The organism is Amycolatopsis sp. NPDC088138 (assembly GCF_044741685.1).
Lineage (GTDB): Bacteria > Actinomycetota > Actinomycetes > Mycobacteriales > Pseudonocardiaceae > Amycolatopsis.
The window spans coordinates 630,327-646,584 of record NZ_JBIUTB010000004.1; the positions used below are offsets into that span (position 1 = coordinate 630,327).

At 74.6% G+C, this 16,258-nt stretch carries 1 protein-coding gene; it reads left to right on the forward strand.

Annotated elements, in window-relative coordinates; translation table 11 throughout:
* Window positions 1-260 precede the first annotated feature (260 nt).
* A complete protein-coding gene (locus ACIOD2_RS24020) occupies window positions 261-16,226 on the forward strand; it encodes a type I polyketide synthase (protein ID WP_400541875.1) in 15,966 nt (5,321 codons plus the stop codon).
* Window positions 16,227-16,258: the final 32 nt, after the last annotated feature.

The following is a 16,258-nucleotide window of genomic DNA, read 5'->3' on the forward strand; positions in this document are numbered from 1 at the left end:
TCTGGGCAGTGTTCGCCCTTCCGGTACGCGGCCTCGCCGGCTACGGCGACACAGCGGCGTCCCGGGGCTTTTCCGCAGGTCGGAGCCGGGTTCGACTAGGGGCCTAGGGGGTCGCTAAGGGTTGTCGCGGGAGTCTGCCGATTCATAGGTTTCCCTGGCACCGGTTCGTCGGCGCAGCGCTGTGACCACAGGAAACAGGGAACGCGCGCACCGAACGAAGCCGGGGGACGCAGACACGGCGACAAGTGAGGTGTGCGGCGATGGCCGATGAGGCGACGCTCCGTGACTATCTGAAGTGGGTCACCGCCGACCTGCACCAGACTCGGCAGAAACTGCGCAGCCTCGAGGACCGGACGCAGGAACCGATCGCCGTCGTCGCGATGAGCTGCCGGTACCCCGGCGGCGTGCGGACCCCCGAGCAGCTCTGGGAGCTGGTGTCGGAGGGGCGCGACGTCATCGGCCCGTTCCCCGAGGACCGCGGCTGGGACACCGACGCCGTCTTCGACCCGGACCCCGACCACAGCGGCACCACCTACGCCAACGAAGGCGGCTTCCTCGCCGAAGCCGGCCGGTTCGACGCCGCGTTCTTCGGCATCTCCCCGCGCGAAGCGCTCGCCATGGACCCGCAGCAGCGGCTGCTGCTCGAGACGTCGTGGGAGGCCTTCGAGCGCGCCGGGATCGTCCCCGCTTCGCTGAAGGGCACCCAGTGCGGGGTCTTCGTCGGCACCACCAGCCACGACTACGCGACGCTGCTCGCCGACGCGCCCGAAGGCGTCGAAGGGCACGTCGCGACCGGCAGCGCGGCGAGCGTCTTCTCCGGCCGGGTCGCCTACAGCTTCGGGCTGGAAGGCCCCGCCGTCACCGTCGACACCGCGTGCTCGTCGAGCCTGGTCTCGCTGCACCTCGCCGCGCAGGCCCTGCGCCGGGACGAGTGCTCGCTCGCGCTGGCCGGCGGCGTCACCGTGATGTCGACGCCGGGCGCGTTCGTCGAGTTCAGCCGCCAGCGCGGCCTCGCGCCGGACGGCCGCTGCAAGGCGTTCGACGCCGCCGCCGACGGCACCGGCTGGGCCGAGGGTGTCGGCATGCTGCTGCTGGCCCGGCTGTCCGACGCGCGTCGCCTCGGGTACCCGGTGCTCGCGGTGGTGCGCGGCACGGCGATCAACTCCGACGGCGCGTCCAACGGCCTCACCGCGCCCAACGGCCCGGCCCAGCAGAAGGTCATCCTGCAGGCGCTGGCCAACGCGCGGCTGTCGGCCGGGCAGGTCGACGCCGTCGAGGCGCACGGCACCGGCACCTCGCTCGGCGACCCCATCGAGGCCCAGGCGCTGCTCGCCACCTACGGCCAGGACCGCCCGGACGGGCGTCCGCTGCTGCTCGGCTCGATGAAGACCAACATCGGCCACTCGCAGGCCGCGGCCGGGGTCGGCGGCATCATCAAGATGGTCCAGGCCATCCGGCACGGCGTCCTGCCCCAGACCCTGCACGTCACCGAGCCCACCCCGCACGTCGACTGGGCGGCCGGCGCCGTCGAGCTGCTCACCGAGGCACGGACCTGGCCGGAGACCGGCGAACCGCGCCGCGCGGCCGTCTCGTCGTTCGGCATGAGCGGCACGAACGCGCACGCCATTATCGAGCAGGCTCCCGAGCCGGAGGAGGCCCCCGAGGCACCTCAGGCGCCCGTCGGCGGCACCGTGCCGCTGCTGCTGTCCGGTCGTACCGAAGCCGCGCTGACCCGGCAGGCTGAGGTCCTGCGTGAGCACCTCACCGCGCACCCCGAACTGTCCCTTGTGGACGCCGCCCGCACGCTCGCCACCACGCGGGCGGCCTTCGAACACCGCGCCGTCGTGGAAGCTTCCGACCGGGACGCGCTGCTGTCCGCTTTGGACGATCTGACGACGGCCACCCGGGCCGCGGTCACCTCCGCCGGCCGGACCGCCTTCGTCTTCCCCGGCGCCGGTGCGCAGTGGGAGGGCATGGCCCGTGAGCTGATGACGGCGTCCCCGGTCTTCGCCGCCCGGATGCGCGAGTGCGCGGCCGCCCTGGCGCCGCACGTCGACTGGTCGCTGCTCGACGTCGTCGCCGGTGCCGAGGACGCACCGTCCGAAGTGGACCGGGTGGACGTGCAGCAGGTGGTGCTGTGGGCCGTGATGGTCTCGCTCGCCGAGGTCTGGCGGGCGCACGGCGTGACCGCCGACGCGTATGTCGGGCACTCCCAGGGCGAGATCGCCGCGGCCGTCGTCGCGGGCGCTCTGTCCCTCGAGGACGGTGCGCTGATCGTCGTGACGCGCAGCCGCCTGGTCCTGAGCCTGGCCGGCCGGGGCGGGATGCTGTCCGTGGCGCTGCCGCAGGCCGACGTCGAGGCCCTGATCGCCGGCGGCCCGCTGTCGATCGGCGCGATCAACGGTCCCACCAGCACGGTTGTCTCCGGTGACGTCGGTGCGCTCGACGAGCTGCTCGCCCGGTGCGAGCGCGACGGCGTCCGTGCCAAGCGGGTCGCCGTCGACTACGCCGCGCACTCGGCCCAGCTGGAGGAGCTGCGCGAGGAGTTCGAACGCGCCGTCGCCCCGGTCCGCCCGCGCGCCACCGACGTGCCGTTCTACTCGACCGTCACCGGCGAGCGGATCGACACCACCAACCTCGACGTTCGGTACTGGTTCCGCAACCTGCGCGAGACCGTGCGGTTCGACGGCACCGTCCGCGTCATGCTCGCCGAAGAGATCAGCGCGTTCCTCGAGGTCGCGCCGCACGCGGTGCTCACCGTGGGGCTGCAGGAGACCTTCGAGGACGAAGGCGTCGAGGCGGTCGCGCTGCGGACCCTGCGCCGCGGCGAAGGCGGCCTCGCGCGGTTCCACCTGTCGCTGGCCGAGGCGCTGGCCGGCGGGGTCGTACCCGACTGGGCCGTGCTGTACGGCACCGGCGAGCGCGCCGACCTGCCGACCTACGCCTTCGAGCCCAGCCGGTTCTGGCCGGACGTGTCCGCGATCCGCACCGGCGACCTCGGCTCGGCCGGGCTCGGCGCGGCCGCGCACCCGCTGCTCGGCGCCACCGTCGCGCTGGCCGACGGCGACGGCTTCCTGTTCACCGGCCGGCTCTCCGCGCACACCCAGCCGTGGCTGGCCGACCACGCCGTCGGCGGCACGATCCTGTTCCCCGGCACGGCTTTTGTCGAGCTGGCGGTGCGCGCGGGGGACCAGGCCGGCTGCGACCGGCTGGCCGAGCTGACCCTCGAAGCGCCGCTGGTGCTGCCCGCGCGCGGCGGCGTCACCCTGCAGGTGACGGTCGGTGCCGGCGACCCGCGGACCATCGAGTTCTACTCCCGGCCCGCCGACGCCGCCTTCGACGAGCCGTGGACGCGGCACGCCACCGGCACCCTCACGACGTCCGGCACCCCGGCGCCCGCCGACACCGTGACCTGGCCGCCGGAAGGCGCGCAGGTGGTCCCGGTCGACGGCCTCTACGACGCCTTCGCCGCCGCGGGTTTCCAGTACGGGCCCGCCTTCCGCGGCCTGCACGCGGCCTGGCGCTCCGGTGACGACTTCTACCTCGACGTCCGCCTGCCCGACGCGGTCAAACCGACCGCCGGGCGGTTCGGCCTGCACCCCGCCCTGCTCGACGCCGCGCTGCACGGCGTCGGCCTGACCGGGTCCGCGCGCGGGCTGCTGCCGTTCTCCTGGAACGGGGTGACGCTGTTCGCGGCCGGCGCCGACGCGATCCGCGTCAAGCTGAGCCCGGCCGGGCAGGACACCGTCTCGCTCGACGTCGCCGACCAGAGCGGCCGCCCGGTCGCCGCGGTCGAGTCGCTGGTCCTGCGTCCGGTCGACGCCGCGGCCATCGGCGACGCCGGCCGGGTCCGGGACGCGCTGTACCGGGTGGACTGGCCGGAACTGCCGCTGTCCGTTGTGGACGGTTCGGCGACCTGGGCGCAGCTCGGCACGCCACTGGGCGGCTCGGTCGCCTCCTGGGCCGACCTCGGCGCTCTCGCCGCGTCGAGTGACGGCGGGGCGCCGGACTTCGTCGTGGTCTCCCCGGGTGGGGGCGACGGGCTCGCGGCCGCCGCACACAAGGCCGCGCAGGACACCCTCGACCTGGTGCAAGCTTGGTTGGCGGAGCCCAAGTTCGACCGCTCTCGCCTGGTCTTCGTGACTCGCGGCGCGCTCGGCCCGGACGGCAGCGGCGACCCCGCCGCGGCGACCGTCTGGGGCCTGCTGCGCGTGGCGCGTTCGGAGCACCCGGGTCGCTTCGCCGTCGCGGACCTCGACGCCGTCACGCCGGACAACTTGCTCGATCTGCTCCCGGCCGCGCTCGCCGCCGACGAGGCCGAGCTGGCCGTACGGGACGGCGTCGCGTACGCCCCGCGCCTGGCACGGCACACCGTGTCCGATGTGGACGACACGGTGTTCGGTCCGGACGGGACGGTCCTGATCACCGGCGGCACCGGCACCCTCGGCGGGCTGGTGGCCCGCCACCTCGTCGCCGAGCGCGATGTCCGGAAGCTGCTGCTCGTCGGACGTCGTGGCCTCGCCGCCGACGGCGCCGCCGAGCTGGCGGAAGAGTTGACCGCGCTGGGTGCCGACGTCGAGATCGCGGCGTGCGACGTCGCCGACCGCGACGCCCTCGAAGCGCTGCTGGCGCGGACCGAAGACCTCACGGCGGTCGTGCACACCGCGGGTGTGCTCGACGACGGGACCGTGGAGTCCCTGACCCCCGAACGCCTGGCCGCCGTGCTGCGCCCGAAGGTTGACGCCGCCGCGGACCTCCACGAACTCACCGCCGGCCTGCCGCTGCGCGCGTTTGTGCTGTTCTCCGGCGCCGCCGGGACCTTCGGCGGCCCGGGGCAGGCCAACTACGCCGCCGCCAACGTCTTCCTCGACGCCCTGGCCGCGCACCGGCGCGCCGCCGGGCTGCCCGCGACGTCGCTGGCCTGGGGCCTGTGGGCGCAGGCGTCCGGCATGACCGGTCACCTCGACGACGGTGACCTCGGGCGGATGAGCCGCGGCGGCATCGAGCCGCTGCCCACCGAAGACGCCCTCACCCTGTTCGACCTGGCCACCGGCGGTGACGACGCCCTGCTCGTGCCGGTCCGGCTGGCCGCCTCGACGGCGAAGCCGGGCTCGGTGCCGGCGCTGCTGCGCGGGCTCGTCCGTGCTCCGGCTCGCCGCGCGGCGGCCGGTGCCGCCGAGGACGAGTCCCTGCTGCGCGAACGGCTGAGCGGGCTCGGCGAGGCCGAGGTCGAGCAGCAGCTGCTCGACCTGGTCCGGACGACCGCGGCCGCCGCGCTGGGCCACGCGTCCGCCGACGAGGTGCGCGACGGCAAGCCGTTCAAGGACCTCGGCTTCGACTCGCTGACCGCGGTCGACCTCCGCAACCGCCTCAACCTCGCGACCGGCCTGCGGCTGCCCGCGACCCTCGTGTTCGACCACCCGACGCCGCTCGCGCTGGCCCGGCACGTGCGCGGGGAGCTGTTCGGCACCGGCGAGATCGTGCCGGTCCGGCGAGCCAAGTCCACTGTGGACGACACGGACGACCGGATCGCCATCGTCGCGATGAGCTGCCGTTACCCCGGCGGCGTCCGGACGCCGGAAGAGCTGTGGCAGCTGGTCTCCTCGGGCACCGACGCCATCGGCGCGCTGCCCGCCGACCGCGGCTGGGACCCCGAGCTGCTCTACGGCCAGGACCCGGACGGTGACGGCACCCGCTTCGCCCGCGAAGGCGGTTTCCTCTACGACGCGGCCGATTTCGACCCGGAGTTCTTCGGCATCAGCCCGCGTGAGGCGATGGCGATGGACCCGCAGCAGCGGCTCTTGCTGACCACGACGTGGGAGGCCTTCGAGCGCGCCGGGATCGACCCGGCGGCCGCGCGCGGCTCCCGGACCGGCGTGTTCGCCGGCGTGATGTACCACGACTACGGCTCCCGGCTCTACGCCTCGGACGGCCTCGACGAGTACAGCGCGCACCTCGGCAACGGCGGCGCGGGCAGCATCACGTCCGGCCGCATCGCCTACACCTTCGGGCTCGAAGGCCCGGCCGTCACCATCGACACGGCCTGCTCGTCGTCGCTGGTCGCGCTGCACCTCGCGGCGCAGGCCCTGCGCACCGGCGAGTGCTCGATGGCGCTGGCCGGCGGCGTGTCCGTGATGAACACCCCGACGATCTTCATGGAGTTCCTGCGCCAGCGCGGGCTCGCCGAGAACGCGCGGTGCAAGTCGTTCGCCGACGGCGCCGACGGCACCGGCTGGGGCGAGGGCGTCGGCATGCTGTTGCTGGAACGGCTTTCCGACGCGCGCCGCAACGGGCACCCGGTCCTCGCGGTGGTGCGCGGCAGCGCGGTCAACCAGGACGGCGCGTCCAACGGCATGACCGCGCCGAACGGCCCGGCCCAGCAGCGGGTGATCCGCCAGGCGGTCGCCGCGGCCGGCCTCGAACTGTCCGATGTGGACGCCGTCGAGGCGCACGGCACGGGCACGTCACTCGGTGACCCGATCGAGGCGCAGGCCCTGCTGGCCACCTACGGCCGCGACCGCGCCGGGGAACCCCTGTGGCTGGGCTCGATCAAGTCCAACTTCGGCCACACCCAGGCCGCGGCCGGTGTCGCCGGGATCATCAAGATGGTCATGGCGATGCGGCACGGCACACTGCCGAAGACGCTGCACGCCGAGCGGCCGTCGACCCGGATCGACTGGGCGGACGGCGCGGTCGAGGTGCTGCGCGACACGCGCGACTGGCCGGAGACCGGCCGTCCGCGCCGCGCCGGGGTGTCGTCGTTCGGCATCAGCGGCACCAACGCGCACGCCGTGCTGGAGCAGGGCGACCCGGCGCCCGAGACGTCGGTCCCGGCCGACGGTCCGGTGGCCTGGGTCCTTTCCGGACGGACCGAAGCCGCGTTGCGCGGCCAGGCTTCCCGGCTGCTGGAGCACGCCGAAGCCGGGCACCCCCACGACATCGGCCGCGCGCTGGCCACCGCGCGCACCGCCTTCGACGTCCGCGCCGCGGTTGTCGGCGAGGACACCGGCGAGCTGGTCCGCGGCCTGACGGCGCTGGCCGGGGGAGCGGCGGCCGCGAACGTCGTCCGCGGCTCGGCGGCCGGCGTCGCGCCCGCGTTCCTCTGCACCGGCCAGGGCAGCCAGCGCCCGGGCATGGGCCGTGACCTCTACGACGTCCACCCCGAGTTCGCCGCCGCGCTCGACGCGGTGTGCGCGGAGTTCGACGCCTACCTGGACCGGCCGCTGCGGATGGTCATGTTCGCCGAGGCGGGCTCGTCCGACGCCGGTCTCCTCGACCGCACCGCGTACGCGCAGCCGGCGCTGTTCGCCCTGGAAGTCGCGCTGTACCGGCTCTTCGAGCACTGGGGTGCACGGCCGAGCCACCTGCTCGGCCACTCCGTCGGCGAGATCGCCGCCGCGCACGTCGCCGAGGTGTTTTCCCTGGCCGACGCGGTCAAGCTCGTCGCGGCGCGCGGCCGGCTGATGGACGCGCTGCCGTCGGGTGGGGCGATGGTCGCGATCCAGGCGACCGAGGCCGAGGTCTCGGTACATCTGTCGGACGGGGTGACCGTCGCCGCGATCAACGGCCCTTCCTCGACGGTCGTCTCGGGTGACGAGTCCGAGGTGCTGGCGGTGGCCGCGCAGTTCGCCGAGCTGGGCCGCAAGACGAAGCGCCTGGCCGTGAGTCACGCGTTCCACTCGCCGCTCATGGAGCCGATGCTCGACGAGTTCCGCGGGATAGCGGAGTCTCTGTCCTACGGTCGGACGGTTGTCCCGATCGTCTCGAACGTCACCGGTGAGCTGATCACCGAGTTCGATGCCGACTACTGGGTGCGGCACGTTCGTGAGGCCGTGCGGTTCGCCGACGGCATGCGGACATTGGAGGCCCGCGGGGTCACGACGTTCGTCGAGCTGGGCCCGGACGCCGTGCTCACCGCGATGGGCCCGGACTGCCTGGAGGGCACCGGCACCTTCGCCGCTGCCCTGCGCGAAGGACGGCCCGCCGCCCGGACGACGCTGACCGCGCTCGCCGCCGCCCACACCGGTGGTGCCCGGGTGGACTGGTCCGCCGTCTTCGGCCCCGCCGCCCGTGTCGACTTGCCGACTTACGCCTTCCAGGAACAGCGCTACTGGCTCGACGTCCCGGCTGTCTCCGCGACCGGCCCGGCCGACGAGGGCGAGGCCCGGTTCTGGGACGCCGTCGAGCGCGAGGACGTCGAAACGCTGGCCGGCACCCTGACCCTGCCCGAGGGCGAGGTCGGTCCGGTCGTCTCCGCGCTGTCGGCGTGGCGCCGGTCCCGCACCGAACTGTCCACTGCGGACTCGTGGCGCTACCGCGTCACCTGGCAGCCGCTGCCCGCGGCCGCGAACCGGGTCGGCGGCACCTGGCTGCTCGTCGCCCCGGACGGTGAGGAGGAGATCCTCGCCGCGGTCGTCGACACCTTGACCGAGGCCGGCGCCGAGACGCGGATCCTGCGCGTCCCGGTCGCGGCCGACCGCCCGATCTTCACCGAACTGCTGGGCGAGGTCTTCGCGGAGGGTCCGGTCTCCGGTGTCCTGTCGCTGCTCGCCACGGCCGAGCCCGGCGCGAACGCCGGGGTTCCGGACGGCGTCGCGGCGACCGCGGCGCTGGCCCAGGCCCTCGGCGACGTGGCCGCCACGGCCCGGTTGTGGCTGGTCACCCGGGGTGCGGTGGCCGTCGGCCGGGCCGACCGCCCGACCGGGGACCGGCGGCACTTCGCCGCCCAGGCCGCCGTGGCCGGGCTCGGCCGCGCGGTCGCGCTCGAACACCCCGATCGCATCGCCGGGAGCGTCGACCTCCCGCAGGACCTCGACGCCCGCGCCCTGCTGCGGCTGCCCGGCGTGCTGGCCGGGCTCGGTGCCGAAGACCAGATCGCGGTCCGCGCCAACGGCCTCTTCGCCCGCCGCCTCACCCGCGCCACCGGCCGTGACGGCGTCTGGACGCCGCGCGGGACCGTGCTGGTCACCGGCGGTACCGGCGCGCTGGGTGCCGAGGTCGCCCGCTGGCTCGCCGCGAACGGCGCGAGCAAGCTGGTGCTCACCAGCCGCCGCGGCCCGGACGCTCCGGGCGCCAGGGAGTTGCGCGCTGAACTGTCCGATGTGGACGTCGAGATCGTCGCCTGCGACATCGCGGACCGCGACGACGCGGCCGCGCTGGTCGCCCGTTTCGAGTTCGACGCCGTCGTCCACGCGGCCGGGGTCGCCCAGGCCCAGGCCTTCGAGGAGATGTCCCCGGCCGACCTGGCCGACGTCGTCACCGCGAAGGTTGCCGGGGCCATCCACCTCGACGAGCTGCTGGGCGAGCTGGACGCCTTCGTGCTGTTCTCCTCCATCGCCGGCACCTGGGGTGGCGCCGGTCAGTCGGCCTACGCCGCCGGAAACGCTTTCCTCGACGCCCTCGCCCAGGCCCGTCACGCCGCCGGACTGACCGCGACGTCCGTCGCGTGGGGCCCGTGGGCCGAGGCCGGGATGGCGACCGGCGACGCCGCCGAGCACCTGCGCCGCCGGGGTGTGACGCCGATGGCGCCGCGGTTCGCGGTCGCCGCGCTGGCCCGCGCGGTCGCCGGGGACGACCCGGTGGTCACGGTCGCCGACGTCGACTGGACGCGCTTCGCGCCCGGGTTCACCGCGGCCCGGCCCAGCCCGCTGCTGGGTGAGCTGCCCGAGGTCCGGGCGGCGCTGGACAGCCGGCCTGCCACTGAGTCCGCCGAGCCCGCCGTGCGATCGGCGCTGCGCAGCCGGCTCGCCGGGGCGTCCGCTTCGGAGCGTTCGGCCGTCCTGCTGGAACTCGTGCGTCACCAGGTCGCCGGGGTGCTCGGCTACGCCGGGACCGACGCCGTCGAGCCCGGCCGGGCCTTCCGCGAACTCGGGTTCGACTCGGTGATGGCCGTCGAGCTGCGTGACCTGGTCGAATCCGCGACCGGCCTGCGGCTGCCCGCGACGCTGGTCTTCGACCACCCGAGCCCGCTGGCGCTCGCCGACCTGCTCGCCGCCGAGCTGTTCGACGAGTCCGCTGTGGACGAGGTCGTCGAGTCCGCTGTGGACGGCACCGAGCCGATCGCGATCGTCGCCATGAGCTGCCGCTTCCCCGGTGGCGTCCGCACTCCCGAGCAGTTCTGGGAGCTGCTGCGCGCCGGCGGTGACGCCGTGTCGGACTTCCCCGCCGACCGCGGCTGGGACACCGAAGCGATCTACGACCCCGACCCGGACAACCAGGGCACGAGCTACTCGCGCTCGGGCGGTTTCCTCGACGGCGCCGAGGAGTTCGACGCGGCGTTCTTCGGGGTCAGCCCGCGTGAGGCCCTCGCCATGGACCCGCAGCAGCGGCTGCTGCTGGAGACGTCATGGGAGGTCTTCGAACGGGCCGGCGTCGACCCGCGCACGGTGCGGGGCAGCCGGACCGGCGTCTTCACCGGCACCAACGGCCAGGACTACGTCAACCTGCTGATGGCCTCGGTCGAGGCGATGGAGGGCCACGTCGCCACCGGCAACGCCGCGAGCGTGGTGTCCGGGCGGCTGGCCTACAACTTCGGGCTCGAGGGCCCGGCGGTCACCGTCGACACCGCGTGCTCGTCTTCGCTGGTCGCGGTGCACCTCGCCGCCCAGGCTCTGCGGTCCGGCGAGTGCTCGCTGGCCCTGGCCGGTGGCGCGACGGTGATGGCGACCCCGGCGGCGTTCATCGAGTTCTCCCGCCAGCGCGGCCTCGCCGTCGATGGCCGCTGCAAGGCGTTCGCCGACGCGGCCGACGGCACCGGCTGGGGCGAGGGCGCCGGCATGGTGCTGCTGGAACGGCTTTCCGACGCCCGCCGCAACGGCCACCCGGTGCTCGCCGTGCTCCGCGGCTCCGCCGTCAACTCCGACGGCGCGTCCAACGGCCTGACCGCGCCGAACGGCCCGTCGCAGCAACGCGTGATCCGCCAGGCGCTCGCGGCCGCCGGTCTGTCCACCTCGGACGTAGACGTCGTCGAGGCGCACGGCACCGGCACCCAGCTGGGCGACCCGATCGAGGCGCAGGCGCTGCTCGCGACCTACGGCCGTGACCGCGAGCGTCCGCTGTGGCTCGGTTCGGTCAAGTCCAACATCGGGCACACCCAGGCCGCGGCCGGGGTGGCCGGGCTGATCAAGATGGTGCTCGCGGTCGAGCACGGCGTGCTGCCGCAGACCCTGCACGTGGACGCGCCGTCGTCCCATGTGGACTGGTCGGCGGGGTCGGTCGCGCTGGTGACCGAGCCGACGCCGTGGCCGGAGACCGGTGCGCCCCGCCGGTTCGGGCTCTCGTCGTTCGGCATGAGCGGCACCAACGCCCACGCGGTCTTCGAGCAGGCCCCGCCGCCGGAAGCGGTGGAGGCGCCGGAGACCGAGCTGTCGACGGCCCCCTTCGTCCTGTCCGCCCGCAACGCCGACGCTCTGCGTGACCAGGCTCAGCGCCTGCGCGCCCAGCTCGACGACCAGCCGGAACTCGGCCTCACCGGCCTCGGCGCCGCGCTGGCGGGCACCCGCGCCGTCCACGAACACCGCGCGGTCGTGCTCGCCGGTGACCGCGCCGCCCTGCTCGACGGGCTCGGCGCGCTGGCCCGCGGCGAGTCGTTCGCCGGCCTGATCGAGGGGACGGCGCCGGCGACCGGCCGGACCGCGTTCCTCTTCACCGGCCAGGGCAGCCAGCGGGCCGGGATGGGCCGCGAGCTGTACGAGGCGCACCCGGTGTTCGCCTCGGCGCTGGACGCCGTGTGCGCGGAGTTCGACACCCACCTCGACCGTCCACTGCAGACGGTCATGTTCGGCGAACCCGAGCTGCTCGACCGGACCGAGTACACGCAGCCCGCGCTGTTCGCGCTGGAGGTGGCGCTGTTCCGGCAGCTGGAGCACTTCGGTGTCCGGCCCGACTTCCTGGCCGGGCACTCGATCGGCGAGCTGGCCGCGGCGCACGTCGCCGGGGTCCTCTCGCTGGCCGACGCGGTGACGCTGGTGGCCGCGCGCGGACGTCTCATGCAGGCGCTGCCGACCGGCGGCGCGATGCTGGCGATCCAGGCCACCGAGGACGAGATCACGCCACACCTGTCGGACGCGGTGAGCGTCGCCGCGCTGAACGGCCCGAACTCGACCGTCGTCTCCGGCGACGAGGCCGCCGTAGAAGCCGTGGCGGAGCACTTCGCCGACCGCAAGACCAAGCGCCTGACCGTGAGCCACGCGTTCCACTCGCCGCTGATGGACCCGATGCTGGCGGAGTTCCGCAGTATCGCGGAGTCGCTGTCTTACGGCCGGCCGGTCATCCCGATCGTGTCGACCGTCACCGGCGAGCCGGTGCCGGAGTTCGACGCCGGCTACTGGGTCCGGCACGCTCGCGACGCCGTCCGGTTCCTCGACGGCGTCCGCACGCTGGAGGCCGCGGGCGTCACCCGCTTCGTCGAACTGGGCCCCGACGGCGTCCTGTCCGCGATGGGCCAGGACTGCGTCACCGGCGACGCCGTGTTCACACCGACCCAGCGTGCTGGCCGCCCGGAGGAGTCTTCGCTGCTCGGCGGGCTGGCGACGGCGTTCGTCCACGGCACCCCGGTCGGCTGGTCCGCCGCGTTCCCCGGCCCGGTGGCGCGGGTCGCCCTGCCGACCTACGCCTTCCAGCGCCGGCGCTACTGGCCGACACTGCGGGCGGCCGTCACCGGCGACCCGTCGGCCCTCGGTGTCGCCGCGGCCGGCCACCCGCTGCTCGGCGCGGCCGTCGCGACCGCCGGCGACGACGGGTTCCTGCTGACCGGACGCCTTTCCGTCCGGACCCACCCGTGGCTCGCCGAGCACCGGGTGCGCGGCACGATCCTGGTGCCCGGCACCGCGTTCGTCGAGCTCGCCGTGCGGGCCGGGGACGAGGCCGGCCACGACCGGATCGAAGACCTGACCCTGCACGCCCCGCTGGTGCTGCCCGAGGACGAGGCGGTCGACGTCCAGGTCCGCGTGGGCGAGACCGACGAGCGGGGTCTCCGCCCGCTGACCGTCCACGCCCGCGTGGCCGGTGGCGGCGAATGGACCCTGCACGCCGAAGGCGCGCTCGGGACGGCCGCGGCCGCACCGTCCGACGGCCTGGCCGTCTGGCCTCCGGTCGGTGCCGAACCCATTGACGTCAGCGGTCTGTACGACGGGATGACCGAAGCCGGGTTCGGTTACGGCCCGAGCTTCCGCGGCCTGTCCGCGGCGTGGCGGACAGCCGCCGAGATCTACGCCGAGGTCGCGCTGCCGTCCGGGACCGCGGAGTTCGGCCTGCACCCCGGGCTGCTCGACTCGGCCCTGCACGCGCTCGCCCTCGGCACCGGCGACCAGCTCGCCCAGCCCGGCGAGCGGCCCGGCAGGCTGCCGTTCGCGTGGACCGGCGTCACGCTGCACGCCGCCGGCGCCGCGAAACTGCGCGTCCGGCTGACCCCGTCGGGTGACGACGCCGTGTCTCTGCTGGTCGCGGACGCGTCCGGAGCGCCGGTCGCCACCGTCGAATCCCTGGTGCTGCGCCCGGTTTCGGCCGTGGCGGACGCCGGTCCCGCGGCACCCGAGTCGCTGTACCGGCTCGCCTGGACGCCGTTCCCGAAGCCGGACGCGGTCGCCGTCGCGGTCCCGCTCAGCGAGGTCGACGACACGGTGCCCGATCTGGTCGTGGCCGACGCGAAGACCATCACTGAAGTCTTGGAGCTGGTCCAGAGCTGGATTTCCGAAGAACGCTACGCCGACGCGAAGCTGGTGCTGCGGACCCGCGGCGCGGTGTACACCGAGGCACCGGATCCGGCCATCGCCGCCGTCTGGGGCCTGGTGCGGTCCGCGCAGGCCGAGCACCCCGGCCGGTTCGTCCTCGTCGACGCGCCCGACGGCGAGTCGCTCGACGCGGCTCTGGCCACCGGCGAACCGCAGGTCGCGGTCCGGGGCGGGGACCTGTTCGTCCCGCGGGTCACGCGGGGTGGCGGGGCGCTGCAGCCGCCGTCCGGTGACCGCGCCTGGCGGCTCGACACCCGGGCCAAGGGCACCCTGGACAACCTCGTCCTGGTGCCCAGCGCGGAGGCCGTCGCGCCGCTGGCCGGCCATGAGGTCCGGGTCGGCGTCCGCGCCGCCGGGCTCAACTTCCGCGACGTGCTGAACGCGCTGGGCATGTACCCCGGTGAGGCCGGGCTGCTCGGCATCGAAGGCGCCGGTGTGGTGCTGGAGGTCGGCGCCGACGTGACCCGGCTGGCCCCGGGCGACCGCGTGATGGGCCTGCTCGCCGGCGGGTTCGGCCCGGTTTCGGTGTCCGACAACCGTTATCTGGTCCCGATTCCCGACGGCTGGAGCTTCGAGCAGGCCGCGTCCGCGCCGATCGTGTTCCTGACCGCGTACTACGCGCTGAGCCAGCTCGGCGCGCTGCAGGCCGGTGAGCGCGTGCTGATCCACTCCGCCGCGGGTGGCGTCGGCATGGCCGCCGTCCAGCTCGCCCGGCACCTCGGCGCCGAGGTCTTCGGCACCGCGAGCCCCGGCAAGTGGGACGTCCTGCGCGGGATGGGCCTGGACGACGCGCACATCGCCAGTTCCCGCACGCTCGAGTTCGAGCAGGCGTTCGGTGGCGGGATGGCCGTCGTGCTCGACGCGCTGGCCGGCGAGTTCGTCGACGCGTCGCTGCGCAGCACCGCGCCCGGCGGGCGGTTCCTCGAGATGGGCAAGACCGACGTCCGGGACCCGGCGCAGGTAGCCGCCGCACACGACGTCCGCTACCAGGCGTTCGACCTGATCGAAGCCGGGCCGGACCGGATCGCCGAGCTGTTCGCCGACGTCCTCGCGCTGTTCGCGAGCGGCGCGCTCGAACCGCTCCCACTGTCCACCTGGGACGTCCGGCACGCGCCGGAGGCGTTCCGCCACCTCAGCCAGGCCAAGCACGTCGGCAAGGTCGTGCTGCGGATCCCGCGGCAGCTCGACCCGGCGGGCACCGCGCTGATCACCGGCGGCACCGGGGCCCTCGGGCGCCTGGTGGCCCGGCACCTCGTAACCACGCACGGCCTCAAGCACCTGCTGCTGCTCAGCCGCAGCGGTGGCGCCGAGGACCTGGTCGAGGACCTGGCCGGGCTGGGCGCGGAAGTCACCGTCAAGGCGTGCGACGTCACCGACGGCGCGGCGCTGGGCGCGGTGCTCGGCACCATCCCCGCCGAGCACCCGCTCACCGCCGTCGTGCACACCGCCGGCGTCCTCGACGACGGCACCGTCGAATCCCTCACCCCCGACCGCCTCGACACCGTGTGGGCGCCGAAAGCCCTTGCGGCCCAACGCCTGCACGAGCTGACCGCGGACGCCGACCTGGCCGCGTTCGTGCTGTTCTCCTCGGTCGCCGGCACGTTCGGCAACGCCGGGCAGGCCAACTACGCCGCGGCCAACGTGTTCCTGGACGCCCTCGCCCAGCGGCGCGTGGCGGCCGGCCTGCCCGCGACGTCGCTGGCCTGGGGCCCCTGGGCGGGCGGCGGCATGCTCGGCAGCCTGACCGAGGCCGACGTGCGCCGGATGACCCGCGGCGGGATCCCGCCGCTGACCGCGACTGAAGGCCTGGCGCTGTTCGACGCGGGCCTGGCCTCGGCCGAACCGGCGCTGCTGCCGGTGCGGCTGGACCTGGCCGCGCTGCGGGCCCGCGCCGCCGGCGGCGGGGTGCCGACCGTCCTCAACGGACTGATCCGGCACCGCGCCCGCCGGAGCGCCGAGAACTCCGCCGCGGGCGGGGCCGCACTGAAGACGCGCCTGGCCGCGATGTCCGAAGTGGAGCGTGAGCAGCTGCTCACCGAGACGGTCTGCGGCGAGGTCGCCGCGGTGCTCGGCCACCTCTCGGCGGCCGAGGTCGACCCGGCCCGGCCGTTCAAGGAGCTCGGGTTCGACTCGCTGACCTCGGTCGAGCTGCGCAACCGGCTCAACGCCGGCACCGGCCTGCGGCTGCCCGCGACGCTGGTGTTCGACCAGCCGACCCCGCTGGAGCTGGCCCGGTACCTGCGCGAAGCGCTGCTGGACGAGCCCGTCGCCGCGGCCCGCCCGGCCGTGCTCGGCGAGCTGGACCGGCTCGAAGCGCTGCTGCTGGCGCCCGGCCACGACCAGGCCGAGCACCCCCGGATCACGCTGCGGCTGCAGAGCCTGCTCGCGAAGTGGAGCGACGCGCACCGGAGCGCGGACACCGCCGACGCCGAGCTCGAGTCGGCCACCGGCGACGACATCTTCGAGCTGCTCGACAAAGAACTGGGCATGTCGTGAACCCCCGCCCGAGCCCCCGTTCCCCCCGCGTC